Below are 13,627 nucleotides of genomic sequence, written 5' to 3' on the forward strand. Positions count from 1 at the left end.
CACTTGGGTAATGTGCAAAAGAACAGTATTTTGCACATATGAAGCCCCAAGCATCCGCTTTGACTGATGATTTCGATGACCCCCTCATCACCACCGAGGAGGATGAAGAAGCTCACGAAGAGGATCTCTGGTTTCTGCCGGGACCACTCGATGAAGAACCAGATGATTTGCCTCCTGGGCCACGGGCAGAACCGCCCGACACTGCGGTCATCGAAGACTGGGCAAAGGCAGAAAGCGTTCACGCTGCGCGACTGGCACGGGTTGCCGGACGTCTGGGTGCTCTGGATGACCGGCTGCTGCGCGGCCCCAAAGGCTGGCGGCATCGCCTCGCTTTGATCGAGGCAGCGAACCTCAGCTGGGTCGCAGGGGATAGGGTGAGTTCTGATCGTCTGGCGCTCTGGATATCGATGCGGCTATCAGGTGCACAGGATGACCCAAATGCCCTAGCAAGAGTTGGATGGGCTGTTCGGCGCCTGACAGGCGGTCCCGGACCGAAGGCTGACTTGGCCGCCTTCTTGGATCGCCGGGATCCCGAGAACATTGAAGGCAGCGCTGAGCGTTTCGAAGATCGCGCGGGCGGATGGTTGGACGTAATGGCGGCAGCAATCCAACTCCACCCAATCACGCGGGCTTGCATGGGCTTTCATCTCTGGAGCCTGGCCGGCCTCGGACAGCACAGCCATCAGATAGAAGCCGCCGTCACCGCGTCCAGGTTCGCGGCCAGCGATGGAAGCGGCGTCATCTTCGCGCCGCTCGCCATGGGCGGGGCAGGGGGGCTGCGTGTGTCGGGTTTGCCAGCCGAACGCTTGGTACGCTGGTTGGATGGGATGAACAGCGCAATTCTGGCGGCGATGCGAACGCTTGATGATATTGAAGCGTGGAACGGGCGGGCAGAAAACGTCATGGAGCAACTATCTGGTCGGACGCCAGCCGCCTTGCGAAAGGTTCTTACGGAGTGGCCTCTGGTCTCCGCCCCAATGGCTGAGGCCATGACCAGAGCGAGTCGCTCCGCTGTTCAGCGAAATCTGGCGTGGATGGAAGAAAGCGGTTTGATCCGCGAGGTGACTGGGCACGGGCGATATCGTATGTGGTGCATTGCTGACTAAGCTTATCGGCAACCATTTGAATTATGCTCTGAATTCAGGCGGTAAGTGTACGGTCAGCCATTGAAGTGCGTTACCCGAGCGTCAGCACCATGTTGTCGGACAAGGCCAGAGGTGGAATGTGCAGGTTCTCCGGCGCAGGCCCTTTGCGAATACGACCCGCGGTATCGTAGTGCGACCCGTGGCAGGGACAGAACCATCCTCCAAAATCGCCCGCGCCATCGCCAAGCGGGACACATCCCAAATGCGTGCAGACACCGATCATCACCAGATAGGCGTCATGGCCCGGAATGGCGCGGTTCTCATCCCGCGCTGCGGCCTCGCCAGGAAGGTTGGGATTGCGCGCATCGGTGTCTGGCAACGCGGAGACCGCCTGTTCACGCGCTTGGGCCAACTCCGCTTGCGTCCGGTGGCGGATGAAGACGGGTTTTCCGCGCCAATTGACGGTCAGTTGCGTGCCTTCTGCGAGCCCGGAGATATCCACCGAGATTGTCGCCAGGGCGCGCACATCCGCCGAAGGGTTCATCTGATTGATCAGCGGCCAGAGCGCCGCACCGGAGGCGACGACGCCCGCGCCAGCAGTGGCATAATATAGGAAATCCCTGCGTTCAGTGTCGTCGGTGGCATCCATAGCACAGCGAGTGTGCAACCTTCCCGCCCCGGAACGTCAACGCGGGTTTTGTAATGTTTTGTCTGCAACCCGGGGGCTGGCGGAGGGAAACTGTGGCGGATCTTCAGCTCAATGGTGGGGCGGTTCGCCTTTTGCCATCATGAGGTGATGCTCCTGGTGATGCGCGCCGATGGTCATCAGCCCGAAGAACCCAAGACCCTGTATCTGGTCGGAATCGCCATCGACGAGGAGGGCAACACCATCCCCGAGATCCTCTGTCGTGACCTCCCAACCCGTCTCGGATGCAAGGAACGGCGCATGGGCAGGCACCATGGTGCGAATGGCTTCGAGAACGCGCGGTGCTCCGCGGATTTCGAACCGGATACCGGCGGGCCGCACACTGCGGGTAACCTCGGCCTCCATCGTCACAAGCTCCATGTCCACGAGATGTCGCCTCAGAGCCGCGATATCGACATTTGCCCAATCGGTGTCCGGATCGGCGCGCAGGAGCGCCACGATCTCGGCCATGGCGGCAAAGGCCGATTGCCCGGTTTCCTGCGGACCCGGCATCGCATGCCCGGTTGCGGAATGGCTGTGCTGGGCCGCGACGGGTCCAGACAATGACAGGGCAAGCAGGAGAGCAACAAGGCGCATGGGGGGATCCTTTTGAACGGCACGATACCCGTTTTTCGTAGCACGCAGGCCTGCTCTGGAATATGATTTCAATCATATGCTGCCAGAGCCCTACGACCTTCTCCCGACAACTGCGCGTCAGTCGCAAACCATTGCGACTGGCGACGTGCTCTTTCGACAGGGTGCAAGGACCCTTGGCCTCTATGTGCTGAAGACCGGGCGCGTGCATCTCGAGCGGGTTGGTCCGAATGGCGAGCGGCTCATCATTCACCGGGCGACATCCGGGACCAGCTTTGCCGAAGCCTCGGTCTTTTCGGAGCGCTATCATTGCGATGCCATCGTGATGGATGCAGGTGCGTTGATCCGGATCGACAAATCCGCGGTTCTCGCCGGCTTTGCGAACCCGGACTTTGCGCGGACCTATGGACGCCAGGCGGCCCAACAGGTTCAGGCGCACCGGCAGATCATGGAAATTGTCGGCATCCGACGCGCCGAGGATCGGGTGATGGCGGGGATCGTCGCGGGTCTTCTGGAGGGCACCGTCGTCGACTTTGCCGCGCGCCTCCAGCTGACGCATGAGGCGACCTACCGTGCGCTGCGGGCGCTTGTCGAAGCGGGTCGGGTCAACAACCCATCCCGCGGAACCTACCGATTGGCCTAGCTGTGACTGGCAAAGACCGATGTCGCGCCATCGGGCCCGACAAGCAGCGTATCAAACGTATCGCCGGCACCGGGACCGCCCATGCCAGGGGAACTCATCGGCATACCCGGCACGCTCAGCCCGCGCGCCGCCGGTTGCTCTGAGAGAAGCCGGGCGATGTCTTCTGCCGGCACATGGCCCTCAATGAAGTAATCGCCCACCACGGCGGTGTGGCACCCGGCCAGTTCCGGCGCGATCTGAAGCCCATTTTTCAGCGCATAGAGGGCGTCCTGATCGACATCCTGGGCCTCGACCTGAAACCCGGCCTGCCGGACATGATCGACCCAGGCCGTGCAGCATCCGCAGGTCGCGGTTTTGACAACCTTGATGATGGGCCCGGCATCGGCCGTGGCCGAAAGCGCGATTGTGGCGGCAGCGCCGGTCAGCAGAAAGCTACGTCGTTTCATATGTCGTTTCCTTTTGAATTGTGTTCGAGATTAGCATCCGGAGCGGCACTGTCGAGGTGATCGCGGTGCACGGGTGGTGCATGAAGCTCTGCCTGCGGCCCTATCGATTGCGTGACGTCCAAATCGTCCGCGTGGCGCTCGTCGAGGCAATCGGTTTCAAGCTGCAGGGTCACCATGTGAAACCGGTGATGCTTGGTCAGGTGCATATAGGCGGTCTCAAGGATGCGCGCGGCATCGGCAGGTTCTGCATGGCGCAGATGGGCCGAGAAGGCATGCTTGCCGCTGGTCAGGGTCCAGGCGTGGACATGGTGGACATCGAGAACGCCGTCCTGCGCGCGCAGATCAGCGGTCACGGCCGAGAGATCAGTATCCGCCGGGGTGCCTTCCAACAGAATATGCACTGCCTCGCGGATAACTCCGATCGAGGCCCAGAGGAGCACGACCCCGAAGGCCATACCAAGGATCGGGTCGATCGCCAGAAATCCAGTGAACTCGATGACAAGCGCGGTCACGATGATCAGCAGGCTGCCGACGAAGGTCTGGATGATGTGCCAGAGGGCCCCGCGGGCGTTCAGATCATCCTGGCTGGATTTCCACATCAGGCCGAGCGAGATCACCTCGGTGACCAAGCCACCGAAGGCCACCCAGAGCATCGGTCCCGTGGGCAGATGGATCGGATTTCCCAGTCGCATCGCCCCCATCCAGATCACTAGAAGCGCCATGCCGAGAAGAAAGCCGCCATTCACCAGCGCGCCAATGATCTCTGCGCGATACCACCCGTAACTGCGCGCCATATCCGCCGGGCGGCGCGCGATCCGCTGCGCGATGATGGCGACGAGCACGCCCCCGACGGCGGACAACGTGTGAAACGCATCTGACAGCACCGCGATCGAGCCGGTCCAGAGCCCGACGGCCAGTTCGATCACGAAGTAGATGCCGGTCAGCCAGGCAGATATGACCAGAGCTTCTCCCGACGACGGCATATGTCCCGCATGTGAATGAGTGGCCATGTCAGATCTCCTTCTTCGGCGTGCGGCGGTCGCGCCAGACCGCAAAGAGGACGGAAAGGGCGGTAAATGCTCCAAGCGCCAGCGCCGTCCAGGTGGCAGTTTGCACGTCCCCATTCATGGCTTCGCTGCCGAGACGGGCGAGCAAGAAGCTGGCCGGAATGATCCCCGCGAGTGTCGCCAGGGCAAACCGCCAAAGGTGCAAGACGCTCAATCCTGCAGCGTAGCTGACCATGTCGAAGGACAGGAACGGCAGAAGTCGGCTTCCGAAGACCAGAAACGTCAGTGTATTCTGTGACCCCAGAAGTCCACGTCCGATCGTCTCGCCGACATGGCGTTCCACGAAAGGGCGCCCCAGCCCGCGCGCGAGCAGAAACGCGGTAAGCGCGCCGAGCACGACGAGCAGTGTTCCGTAGGTGTGACCATAGGCGGCCCCGGCAGCCAGCGCGATCGGCGCCGAGGGCAGGGGACTGGCCACGATCGCCAGCGTCATCAGCGCCACGACCAGAAGCGGACCAAGAAGACCAGCCGCCTCGATCCAGCGCCGCAGGTCGTCGCGCTCCGGCAGATCGGCATCGAGCCCCACAAGGTCCGGACGCGCCAGGACGAGAAGTAAGAGCCCCAGAAGGACAAGAACAACGACACGCACCATGGCCTACCTCGTATAAAGCAGCACAAGAAAGGCTGCCGCCATCAGGTAAAAGACGACGCAAAACGGGATGTACCAGTGTGGGACCCGGGCAAGGCGGACCGCATTGTGATGGGCAAGATCCCATAGCGCATGGAGCGCGAGACCCAGAGGCAAGGCTGCCCAATGCCAAAGGAGACCCGCTACGGCCGCCGCCCCAAAGACGAGAGCAACCGCCAGCTCAGACCAGAACACGGAGCGACGGCCATCGGCGGCACCGAACCCGATATAGGCCCCGCCAATCAGGGCCAGTGTGACCGCTGCCAAGGCAAGCGAGTCTGCCTGTTCCAGGAGGAGGTGGGCGGGCATTGTGACCACAAAAAGCGCAAATCCGATCCAAGCGGGCGCCGCCATGGTCCGGTGCACTGATTGGGCGGGATGTTGCCCCGATATGTCTGGTCTTGCGCCTGTCATGCCCCGTCAGATGGGGCTTCCAGCAGCTGGAGGGTCAAGACATGTCAGGTCTATTGATACATATTGCGACAAACGAGGTGCGGGTCTTTCCCGAAAGAACAGTCTATTCTGGCTGTTATGGAACTCAGTCTATTAAACAGTGGGCCGATCGGCCAGACGTGCCGATGTGTGGGACCCGATCGCTGATGGCGGCATCGGCGCATATTCTGGTCGTCGATGATCATGCCGAGATCCGGCACTCCGTGACGCGCTACCTGGAGAAAAACGGGCTGCGCGCGACGGGAGCCAAAAGTGCGGGCGAGATGAATGCACGATTGAGCGAGGACAAATTCGATCTGATCGTGCTCGATATCATGATGCCGGGAGAGGACGGGCTCGCGGCCTGCGCACGGCTGCGCCGGGAGCAGCAGAAAACCCCGATTCTCATGCTGACGGCGCTCGGCGACGATGACGCTCGGATCAAGGGGCTCGACACCGGTGCCGATGACTACCTGTCTAAGCCCTTCAATCCGCGCGAGCTTCTGGCCCGGATCAACGCGATACTGCGCCGCGCGGGAGACGGATACGCACCCCATGGCGGAACATTTGCGGGCAAGCGGGCCGTATTTGCCGGGATCACATTCGATCACGACGCCAGCCATGTCATTTGCCCCGATGGCACGGTCAATACACTGACCACGGCCGAAGCAAAGTTGCTGACGGTGTTATTGGAGCGTCCCCGGGCGGTGATCGGCCGGGATGAGCTTCTGGAATTGAGCGCCGGCCGAGTCGCCGGACCATTTGACCGTACGATCGACAATCAGGTTTCGCGCCTGCGCCGGAAAATCGAACCCGATGTGCTTCGCCCCCGGATCATATCGACGGTGCGCAATGGTGGATATTGCCTGAACTGTGATGTGGAGGTCGAGGCTTGATGCGGATGGGATTCCGCTCACAGATCGCCCTTTTGGTGGTGGTGGTCCTGTTCGTGGCGCAGGTCGTGGGTCTGTGGCTTTTTGTCGATGAACGGTCGCTTGCCGTGCAGGCGGCCATCGGCAGCGAGGCAGCTGGACGCGCGGCAAACGTCGCCCGCCTGATCGAGGAGGCACCGCCGACGTTGCATGAGGATATCGTGGCCGCGGCAAACTCGCCCCTTGTACGCTTCGATCTCGGCGACACGCCTGCCGTAACGCATACCCACCATGATGAGAACGGAGCGATCGAAGCGCGGGTGCGGGCGCTTTTGAACGATGGCTACACCCGCGATATCCGGGTCGAAGTGCATGAGATTGAACAGGGGCTGTTGCCGCTGCCGAACCTCTCTCCGGAAATGGCGGAAATGCACGCCGAGATGATGCAGGGCACCCTGGCGGCCCTCGAGATGGAGGTCTCGATCGCCATTGCCGGAGGCCAATGGCTGAACGTCGCCACCCGGTTCGAGCGGCCGCCCATACAATGGTCCTGGGCCTCCACGCTGTCTTTCGTGTTGACGGCAGCCGTTTTGCTGCTGGCGATCTTCTGGTTTCTTCTGACGCGCCTAACGCGGCCCCTGAATGATCTCGCCGCGGCAGCCGAGGAGTTCGGGCGCGGTGGCGGGCAGGGACCCCTCTCGCCGGTCGGCCCAAATGAAGTGCGGAACCTGACGACAGCCTTCAATGACATGCAGACGCGCCTGGCTCGCTTTGTCACGGACAGGACGCAAATGCTGGCCGCCCTGGCTCATGACTTGAGATCGCCACTCACCGCGCTCAGGGTTCATGCCGAGATGGTGGAGGATGCGGAGACCAAGACCGGCATCACGGCCTCTCTCGACGAGATGCAGGATATGGTGGAAGCAACGCTGGCCTATGCGCGCGGTGTGGGACAGGACGAGGCCCTGCAACGGACCGAGATTGGCGCGTTCCTGACCGACATTCGGGACGCAACCCACGGTGCGTTGGACGTGCGCCCGGGACCCGAGGCAACGGTGCAGATCAAGCCCAAGGCACTGCGTCGTGCTTTGCGCAATCTCATCGACAATGCGGGGCGCTACGGGCGCAACCCGACCCTGACCTGGGGCGTCTCTGACGAGAGCATCGAGATTTTGGTCGAGGACGATGGGCCGGGGATCCCCGATGACCGGTTGCGCGATGTCTTCCAGCCCTTCCTGCGCCTTGAGGGATCGCGCTCCCGCGAAACCGGCGGCCATGGGCTGGGCCTTTCAATCGCCCGCAGCATCGTTTTGCAACACGGTGGCACGATCTCCCTGTCGAACCGCGCGGAGGGTGGACTCCGTGCGCGCATTGTTTTGCCCGTGACTGCGCATCAATCCGCGATGACACCCTCGCCCGAGTATCCCGAAGCGCGCGCCGAAACCGGATTTTCGGCTCGGACCAAAAAAGTGTAGCGCCACCGTCCAACCGGCGGGTTGATACATAACCTTACAAAATTCCGGGCCTTCCTGCGTTCCGTCGCTCACTGATCTTCGATAGAAAACAAAGTGTTCGACATGGAAACGAGGCAGAGCCATGCAGGCAAGAAATCGATCCTTTTGGTCGCGTCGTCATTTTGTCGGCGGCGTCGGCGCGGCGCTCCTGTTTGCGCCTTCGGTGCTGCGCGCAGAAACACGCGCACCGGTTCGGCGCAACGCTTCGAGCTTCAGAACCCACGATTGGCAAGACCACTTCGATCATCTGGGCAAAGGCATCATTATCGCGGACACCAATTCCCGGGCGCTTCAGCAATGGACAGCCGACGGTGAAATGTTTCTTTATCCGACATCGGTTCCAATGACGGATGAGCTGACGCGGCGGGGCTATACAGAGATCGTTTTCAAAGATCCTGAGCCGGATTGGACGCCCACGCCATCCATGCGCGAGCGCGATCCGTCCTTGCCGGCCTATATGTCGCCAGGTCCGGACAATCCGCTCGGGGTGCGGTCGCTGCATTTGACCTGGCAATATTATCGCATTCACGGGACACACGATACGCGCAAGATTGGTCGTCGTTCGTCGAGCGGCTGCATCGGCCTCTACAACGAACATATCATTGAGGTTTACAATCGGACACCGGTCGGAACGCAGGTCAAATTGATCTGATGGGGCGTTACACGATCTTATCCGTCGCCCTTGCGGTGGTTCTTGGCATTGGCTTCTGGTGGACAGGACCAACTGACGATGACGTGGCAACGACCACGGACGACGCGTCTCGCGCCAACGGACCCATGGTCGATGTCGCCTTGCCGGAAGCGCTGTCGGCCAACGCGGAGGTCGGCAAACTGGCCTACGATGCGAAATGTGCAGCCTGTCACGGCGCAAATGCGGCCGGGCAGGACGGTGTGGCGCCCCCTCTTGTGCATAAAATCTACGAACCCAGCCACCATGGGGATGCCGCCTTCCTTCTGGCGGCCAAGAATGGTGTCCGTGCGCATCATTGGCGCTTTGGGAACATGCCGCCGGTCGAAGGTGTCACCGATGGCGATGTGAAAATGATCGTGGCCTACGTGCGTGAGTTGCAACGCGCGAATGGTATAAACTGACTGAAGAAACCGACGAAGGACGATCCGTGATATACAGAGTCGCACTGACAATTCTTTTGGCGCTGACCAGCGCGCAAGCCCTCGCCCATTCTGAAAAGGAAAGCATGACGCCTGCAGACGGAGCCATTCTTGACGCCGTACCAGAGACGATTGGATTGCGCTTCAACGATGGGATGCGATTGACGAAAGTCGAAATGACCCATGCTGAGACGCACACCGAGGCTCTGGACCTCGGCACCCAATCCGGTTTTGTCAAAGAATTCTCGCTTCCTCTCACGCCCATGGGGCCGGGCATGTATCACATTGAATGGCGCGGGCTTGGTGTTGATGGGCACCCGATGAACGGTGTCTTCTCGTTTGAAGTGAAGTGAGCGGTGCCGGATATCTGGGGACAGGCTGCGGTTGCCACAAAGTTTTTGCTCTATCTCGGCGTCCTCACGAGTGCCGGGCTGATACTCTGTCGCCAAGTCTTTTCCGAGCAGTTGGCTGGGCTCGACCGTTTTCTACGCGCCTGGGCCGTCTTCTTTGCGCTTTTGGCGGCTGCAATGTCATTCCTCGGCTTTGCCGTGCGGGGCGCAGTGCTCATGGATGATGCTTCAGGCATGACTGATCTGGCGATCCTGGCGTTGCTCTGGGAAACGCCGCCCGGAGACGCCCTGCTGTTGCGGCTACTGGGCCTGGGGGCACTCCTGACCGGTGTGGTCTTGGGGGGGCGGTGGCTATGGGTCGCGCTCTTGGGCAGTTTCTTGGCAATCTGGAGTTTTTGCGAGATCGGTCATGTCGCCAGCGAAGATCGCCTGTGGTTTCAGAGCGTCTTGTTCGGTCATCTGATCGTTGCCGCATTCTGGATCGGCGTCCTTCTTCCGCTCCATAAGCTTGCGGGGTCTGCGGACACATTGCGAGTTGCTGCCGTGCTTGGACATCGCTTTGGACAGGTCGCATCTGTTGCGGTCCCACTCCTACTACTCGCTGGCGTGGTAATGACCTGGCGACTGGTGGGTTCGTTATCCGCGCTTCTCGGCACTGCCTATGGTTTGACACTTCTGGCAAAGATTGCCGTCGTGACGCTGCTTCTGGCCCTTGCCGCCATCAACAAAACACGGATTGTGCCCGCTTTGCAGAGCGGTGATCCCAAAGCTGGGCCGCACCTTGCAAGATCGATTTCTCTCGAATGGGTTTGTATCAGTGTCATCTTGCTTGCCACGGCTGTCTTCACCTCAATCCTAACGGTGCCATCATGAAACTTTCAAAACGCGATTTTCTTCGCATGAGTGCTGCCGGTTTGGCGTGCATGCCGAATTCACTGTTCGCGCAGACAGACATGCGCGCGGTGACAGCCCGGGTCGCAGATATACAGCTTTTGCCTGATGACTATGGAAAAACGCAGATCTGGGGGTTCGATGGTATCGCGCCGGGCCCGGAAATCCGGGTTACGCAAGGCGCGCGGGTACAGAGACGTATTATCAATGAGTTACCCGATCCGACATCGACCCATTGGCACGGGATCCGCATCGACAATGCGATGGACGGGGTGGCCGGTCTGACGCAGGACGCCATTCGCCCCGGGGACAGCTTTGACTACGATTTCGTTGTCCCCGACGCGGGCACATACTGGTATCACGCGCACAACCGCTCGTTCGAGCAGGTCGCACGTGGTCTTCAGGGTGCGCTGATCGTCGAAGAGCCGGAGCCGATCGATATCGACCATGAAGAAGTCCTGATCCTCGACGATTGGCGCATCGATCCGGAGACAGCACAGATTGCGGATACCTTCGGGGCGATGCATGACCTCAGCCATGCCGGGCGCCTTGGGAACTACATCACAACGAACGGCGTCTACAATCTCGCGAAGAATGTGAAACGGCATGAGCGTCTGCGTCTGCGGCTGATCAATGCGTCCAACGCCCGGATTTTCCAACTTGCGCTGGAGGGGCTCGAAGGCTGGATTGTGGCCATGGACGGGATGCCGCTGGCCGTGCCGCAACCCGTGGAAGGTTCATTCCTGCTGTCGTCGGCACAACGGGTGGACCTGATCGTCGACGTGACCGCAGAGGTCGGCAGCGCGGGCCATATCGTGCAATTGAGCCGCGATGAAAGCTTTTCTCAGGTGGCTTTCGGGGTGACAGGCAACGGTACAAGCGCGCGGCGCGGAACGCCTCAACCCTTGCCGCCGAATGCCCATGCCATGCCCGATCTGGGATCGGCAAGGGACATCGGATTGCTGATGGAAGGGGGGGCCATGGGCGGCATGCGCGGTGCCATGATGGGCGGTCGGATGTCTTCGATGCGCGACATGATGGAGACAGGAAACTTCTGGGCCTTCAATGGCGCGGTGGGTGGCATGGATGGTCCAGCACTGGCGGAGTTGTCGCGTGGCGAATCCGTTCGGCTGAAGATCACCAATGACACATCGTTTCCGCATGCCATGCATCTTCATGGCATGCATTTTCACGAGATCGCACCCGATGGCAGTCTCGGCGCGCTGCGCGACACCACGCTGCTCGACCGGGGCGAAGTGCGCGACATTGCTTTCGTGGCAGACAACCCCGGAAAATGGCTGCTGCATTGCCATATGCTGTCACACGCGGCGTCGGGCATGATGGCATGGGTCAATGTGGCATGAGAGCTATGACTGCCATCCTGGGGATTGGTGTCCTGGCGGCTCTCGGGGCGGCGGCTTATGTCTGGACCGGGTCTGCCGGTGATGTCCAAAGCGGTGTGATGCCGGAAAGCGTCGATCTCGTCGCCGGCAAGGCGCTTTATGCCGAGACCTGTGCCGCGTGCCATGGGGTCAATCTGGAAGGTCAGGACAGCTGGCGGAGTCCGGGCGAGGACGGTCGGCTGCCCGCACCACCCCATGATGAAACCGGTCACACCTGGCATCACGAAGACCAGGTTCTGTTTAACTACACGAGACTAGGAGGCCGCGAGATGATGGCGGCGCAAGGCATGGAGTTCGACAGCGGCATGCCCGGCTTCGGAGATCAACTCACCGATCAGGAAATCTGGAATGTCCTCGGGTACATTAAGTCAACCTGGCCCGAGGAAATTCAGGACATGCAAGCCGCGCGCACCAATGGCGTGCCGGTGAACTAGGAGAACGCTCATGAAGATCGCAACGGCAATGGCATTGGTTGCCACTCTGGTTACCCCACTCGCGTCTCATGCTGACGCGCTCAGCGAAGACCGGGTCAAGGAATTGGTTCTGGAGGCCATCCGCGAAAACCCGGAAATCGTCCTCGAGGCGGTTCAGATCATTGAACAGCGTGAACAGGCGCGGCAGACGGCCGCAGCGGCGAGTGTCCTCTCCGAAAACCGCGATCTCCTCGAGAACGACCCGAACGCGCCGGTTCTCGGAAATCCAGACGGCGACGTCACGGTCGTGGAGTTCTTCGATTACAACTGTCCCTATTGTCGTCGGGTGAAGCCGCATATCGAAGCGCTCTTGGACGAAGATCCCAATGTGAGGCTGGTCTATCGAGAGTGGCCGATCCTCGGAGACGGCTCTGTTTTTGCCGCGCGCGCCGCATTGGCCGCGCGAGAGCAGGGCAAATACGAGGAATTTCACTGGGCGTTGATGGGCATGCAAGGCCGGGCCGAGGAAGCATCCGTCATCCAGGTCGCGCAGGAAATTGGTTTGGATATCGCGCAGCTGCGACGGGACATGCAGGCGCCTGAGATCGATGCCCATATCGCGGCGTCAATGGAGATGAGCCGTCAGCTCGGCTTCAATGGCACCCCGTCTTTCGTGATCGGAGATGCGCTGGTTCCGGGCGTCATCGAGGCAGATCAAATGATCCGTCTCACCCAAGAGGCGCGGGCTATGAAGAAATAAGTTCAGCTGCGTATCCGGCAGTTTTGATCGCCTCGACGACAGCACTGATCGTGCACGACGTGTCCACATCGACCGTTCGCGAGTCTAGGTTCGCCCTAACGCTCGCTGAAGTGTCCAGGGCCGTGATCTCTTTGGTAATCGCTGCGGTACAATGGCCGCAGCTCATGCCCGGAACGTGAAGTCGCATGGAGCACCCTTTCTTTCACCAGATGAGAGATGGGGCTTGCGGTTGGTAGAAGGTCAAGCGTCCATTGATGTCTGGACAGGGATTTTTGCCTCGCCGGGCGCGTCGCTGTTCGATGTCTTGCGATCTCCATGGCAGGATTCTCCCATGAAAAAGAACATCACGCCATGTGCGCCGAGGCAGAGTATGATCGGGGTTAGAACGCCGAAACTGTCCTGCAGGCCAGAAAGTGTGCCGCCGCGGGCAAAGAAGACAAGCAGTGGAAGCAGCATGACCGCGCAGCACACCCACATGCCGACGTGCATCATCTTTGAATTCTGCGGCTGCTTTTCTTGATCTGAACTATTCATTGTACACGCTCCGAAACTGGAAATAGCGCACCAATCGCTCGTGCGACAAGTTTACAAATCGATACATTTCAATCGGAAAGAGGGGGTTAGAGAGACTGTAGGCTGATGCTGTGCCGGTTGAAAAAGAAATCTCCGATAAACCCCTTGAGCTTCCAGTGACTGGAAGCCCTATATCTGCCTCGAGTACGAAATCGAGGTAG

At 60.4% G+C, this 13,627-nt stretch carries 19 protein-coding genes; 11 read left to right on the forward strand and 8 right to left on the reverse strand.

The features are described from left to right. The first annotated feature begins 38 nt into the window (after window positions 1-38). Window positions 39-1,106, forward strand: a complete 1,068-nt coding sequence (locus K5Q35_RS18100; RefSeq protein ID WP_220800828.1) for a helix-turn-helix domain-containing protein — start codon at window positions 39-41, stop codon at window positions 1,104-1,106. 70 nt (window positions 1,107-1,176) lie between these two features. On the opposite strand, the gene petA is transcribed toward K5Q35_RS18100, so the two are convergent. Both petA and K5Q35_RS18110 read right to left on the reverse strand, forming a co-directional pair. Then, window positions 1,177-1,734 carry a ubiquinol-cytochrome c reductase iron-sulfur subunit gene (petA, locus tag K5Q35_RS18105; RefSeq protein ID WP_220800829.1) on the reverse strand — a complete coding sequence of 186 codons (558 nt, stop codon included), beginning with the start codon at window positions 1,732-1,734 and terminating at the stop codon, window positions 1,177-1,179. Window positions 1,735-1,842: 108 nt separating this feature from the next. After that, window positions 1,843-2,367, reverse strand: coding sequence for a hypothetical protein (locus K5Q35_RS18110; RefSeq protein WP_220800830.1), 525 nt, complete (start codon window positions 2,365-2,367; stop codon window positions 1,843-1,845). Between the two features lie 76 nt (window positions 2,368-2,443). Here K5Q35_RS18110 and K5Q35_RS18115 point away from each other — a divergent pair, with 76 nt between their 5' ends. Continuing rightward, window positions 2,444-3,007 carry a Crp/Fnr family transcriptional regulator gene (locus K5Q35_RS18115; protein ID WP_220800831.1) on the forward strand — a complete coding sequence of 188 codons (564 nt, stop codon included), beginning with the start codon at window positions 2,444-2,446 and terminating at the stop codon, window positions 3,005-3,007. Here the strand turns inward: K5Q35_RS18115 and K5Q35_RS18120 are convergent. From K5Q35_RS18120 to K5Q35_RS18135, 4 genes are read right to left on the reverse strand one after another with little or no spacing between them, the layout of a single operon-like run. Then, window positions 3,004-3,453 carry a DUF411 domain-containing protein gene (locus tag K5Q35_RS18120; protein ID WP_220800832.1) on the reverse strand — a complete coding sequence of 150 codons (450 nt, stop codon included), beginning with the start codon at window positions 3,451-3,453 and terminating at the stop codon, window positions 3,004-3,006. The genes K5Q35_RS18115 and K5Q35_RS18120 overlap by 4 nt on opposite strands. After that, window positions 3,450-4,463 carry a cation diffusion facilitator family transporter gene (locus tag K5Q35_RS18125; RefSeq protein WP_220800833.1) on the reverse strand — a complete coding sequence of 338 codons (1,014 nt, stop codon included), beginning with the start codon at window positions 4,461-4,463 and terminating at the stop codon, window positions 3,450-3,452. The genes K5Q35_RS18120 and K5Q35_RS18125 overlap by 4 nt, the downstream gene beginning before the upstream one ends. 1 nt (window position 4,464) lies before the next feature. After that, window positions 4,465-5,112 (reverse strand): TVP38/TMEM64 family protein, encoded by a 648-nt coding sequence (locus tag K5Q35_RS18130; protein WP_220800834.1) that lies wholly within the window; start codon window positions 5,110-5,112, stop codon window positions 4,465-4,467. A 3-nt stretch (window positions 5,113-5,115) separates the two neighbouring features. After that, window positions 5,116-5,502 carry a DUF6010 family protein gene (locus tag K5Q35_RS18135; RefSeq protein ID WP_259650578.1) on the reverse strand — a complete coding sequence of 129 codons (387 nt, stop codon included), beginning with the start codon at window positions 5,500-5,502 and terminating at the stop codon, window positions 5,116-5,118. A gap of 245 nt (window positions 5,503-5,747) precedes the next feature. Between K5Q35_RS18135 and K5Q35_RS18140 the strand changes: the two genes are divergently transcribed. The 9 genes from K5Q35_RS18140 (at window position 5,748) to K5Q35_RS18180 (ending at window position 12,893) form a co-directional block, all read left to right on the forward strand. After that, a complete protein-coding gene (locus K5Q35_RS18140) occupies window positions 5,748-6,476 on the forward strand; it encodes a response regulator (protein ID WP_220800835.1) in 729 nt (242 codons plus the stop codon). Next, window positions 6,476-7,927, forward strand: a complete 1,452-nt coding sequence (locus tag K5Q35_RS18145) for an ATP-binding protein (RefSeq protein ID WP_220800904.1) — start codon at window positions 6,476-6,478, stop codon at window positions 7,925-7,927. The genes K5Q35_RS18140 and K5Q35_RS18145 overlap by 1 nt, the downstream gene beginning before the upstream one ends. Before the next feature lie 121 nt (window positions 7,928-8,048). Further along, on the forward strand, window positions 8,049-8,618 hold the full coding sequence (locus K5Q35_RS18150; RefSeq protein WP_220800836.1) for a L,D-transpeptidase: 570 nt from the start codon (window positions 8,049-8,051) through the stop codon (window positions 8,616-8,618). Beyond that, window positions 8,618-9,058 (forward strand): cytochrome c, encoded by a 441-nt coding sequence (locus K5Q35_RS18155; RefSeq protein ID WP_220800837.1) that lies wholly within the window; start codon window positions 8,618-8,620, stop codon window positions 9,056-9,058. The genes K5Q35_RS18150 and K5Q35_RS18155 overlap by 1 nt, the downstream gene beginning before the upstream one ends. Window positions 9,059-9,084: 26 nt before the next feature. Then, window positions 9,085-9,429 carry a copper resistance CopC family protein gene (locus K5Q35_RS18160; RefSeq protein WP_220800838.1) on the forward strand — a complete coding sequence of 115 codons (345 nt, stop codon included), beginning with the start codon at window positions 9,085-9,087 and terminating at the stop codon, window positions 9,427-9,429. A 3-nt stretch (window positions 9,430-9,432) separates the two neighbouring features. After that, entirely contained in the window at window positions 9,433-10,299 is an 867-nt protein-coding gene (locus tag K5Q35_RS18165; RefSeq protein WP_220800839.1) for a copper resistance D family protein, read from the forward strand. Further along, a complete protein-coding gene (locus K5Q35_RS18170; protein WP_220800840.1) occupies window positions 10,296-11,681 on the forward strand; it encodes a multicopper oxidase family protein in 1,386 nt (461 codons plus the stop codon). Before K5Q35_RS18165 ends, K5Q35_RS18170 begins: the two co-directional genes overlap by 4 nt. Further along, complete coding sequence (locus K5Q35_RS18175; RefSeq protein ID WP_220800841.1) at window positions 11,678-12,154, forward strand: cytochrome c; 477 nt, start codon at window positions 11,678-11,680, stop codon at window positions 12,152-12,154. Before K5Q35_RS18170 ends, K5Q35_RS18175 begins: the two co-directional genes overlap by 4 nt. Before the next feature lie 10 nt (window positions 12,155-12,164). Then, on the forward strand, window positions 12,165-12,893 hold the full coding sequence (locus tag K5Q35_RS18180) for a DsbA family protein (RefSeq protein WP_220800842.1): 729 nt from the start codon (window positions 12,165-12,167) through the stop codon (window positions 12,891-12,893). Here the strand turns inward: K5Q35_RS18180 and K5Q35_RS18185 are convergent. After that, window positions 12,880-13,080: a heavy-metal-associated domain-containing protein gene (locus K5Q35_RS18185; protein WP_220800843.1), complete on the reverse strand. Its 201-nt coding sequence runs from the start codon at window positions 13,078-13,080 to the stop codon at window positions 12,880-12,882. The two genes, K5Q35_RS18180 and K5Q35_RS18185, sit on opposite strands and share 14 nt — an antisense overlap. Before the next feature lie 53 nt (window positions 13,081-13,133). After that, window positions 13,134-13,427 carry a DUF2933 domain-containing protein gene (locus tag K5Q35_RS18190; RefSeq protein WP_220800844.1) on the reverse strand — a complete coding sequence of 98 codons (294 nt, stop codon included), beginning with the start codon at window positions 13,425-13,427 and terminating at the stop codon, window positions 13,134-13,136. Window positions 13,428-13,627: the final 200 nt, after the last annotated feature.

Source organism: Roseobacter sp. OBYS 0001, assembly GCF_019654895.1.
GTDB classification, from domain to species: domain Bacteria; phylum Pseudomonadota; class Alphaproteobacteria; order Rhodobacterales; family Rhodobacteraceae; genus Roseobacter; species Roseobacter litoralis.

Bases quoted from the DNA above. Each gene is read 5' to 3' on its own strand.
- K5Q35_RS18150 (WP_220800836.1), top strand. From the start codon at position 8,049: ATGCAGGCAAGAAATCGATCCTTTTGGTCGCGTCGTCATTTTGTCGGC.
- K5Q35_RS18140 (WP_220800835.1), top strand. From the start codon at position 5,748: ATGGCGGCATCGGCGCATATTCTGGTCGTCGATGATCATGCCGAGATC.
- K5Q35_RS18120 (WP_220800832.1), bottom strand. From the start codon at position 3,453: ATGAAACGACGTAGCTTTCTGCTGACCGGCGCTGCCGCCACAATCGCG.
- K5Q35_RS18180 (WP_220800842.1), top strand. From the start codon at position 12,165: ATGAAGATCGCAACGGCAATGGCATTGGTTGCCACTCTGGTTACCCCA.
- K5Q35_RS18100 (WP_220800828.1), top strand. From the start codon at position 39: ATGAAGCCCCAAGCATCCGCTTTGACTGATGATTTCGATGACCCCCTC.
- K5Q35_RS18110 (WP_220800830.1), bottom strand. From the start codon at position 2,367: ATGCGCCTTGTTGCTCTCCTGCTTGCCCTGTCATTGTCTGGACCCGTC.
- K5Q35_RS18130 (WP_220800834.1), bottom strand. From the start codon at position 5,112: ATGGTGCGTGTCGTTGTTCTTGTCCTTCTGGGGCTCTTACTTCTCGTC.
- K5Q35_RS18145 (WP_220800904.1), top strand. From the start codon at position 6,476: ATGCGGATGGGATTCCGCTCACAGATCGCCCTTTTGGTGGTGGTGGTC.
- K5Q35_RS18175 (WP_220800841.1), top strand. From the start codon at position 11,678: ATGAGAGCTATGACTGCCATCCTGGGGATTGGTGTCCTGGCGGCTCTC.
- K5Q35_RS18170 (WP_220800840.1), top strand. From the start codon at position 10,296: ATGAAACTTTCAAAACGCGATTTTCTTCGCATGAGTGCTGCCGGTTTG.
- K5Q35_RS18125 (WP_220800833.1), bottom strand. From the start codon at position 4,463: ATGGCCACTCATTCACATGCGGGACATATGCCGTCGTCGGGAGAAGCT.
- K5Q35_RS18155 (WP_220800837.1), top strand. From the start codon at position 8,618: ATGGGGCGTTACACGATCTTATCCGTCGCCCTTGCGGTGGTTCTTGGC.
- K5Q35_RS18185 (WP_220800843.1), bottom strand. From the start codon at position 13,080: ATGCGACTTCACGTTCCGGGCATGAGCTGCGGCCATTGTACCGCAGCG.
- K5Q35_RS18115 (WP_220800831.1), top strand. From the start codon at position 2,444: ATGCTGCCAGAGCCCTACGACCTTCTCCCGACAACTGCGCGTCAGTCG.
- K5Q35_RS18135 (WP_259650578.1), bottom strand. From the start codon at position 5,502: ATGGCGGCGCCCGCTTGGATCGGATTTGCGCTTTTTGTGGTCACAATG.
- K5Q35_RS18190 (WP_220800844.1), bottom strand. From the start codon at position 13,427: ATGAATAGTTCAGATCAAGAAAAGCAGCCGCAGAATTCAAAGATGATG.
- petA (WP_220800829.1), bottom strand. From the start codon at position 1,734: ATGGATGCCACCGACGACACTGAACGCAGGGATTTCCTATATTATGCC.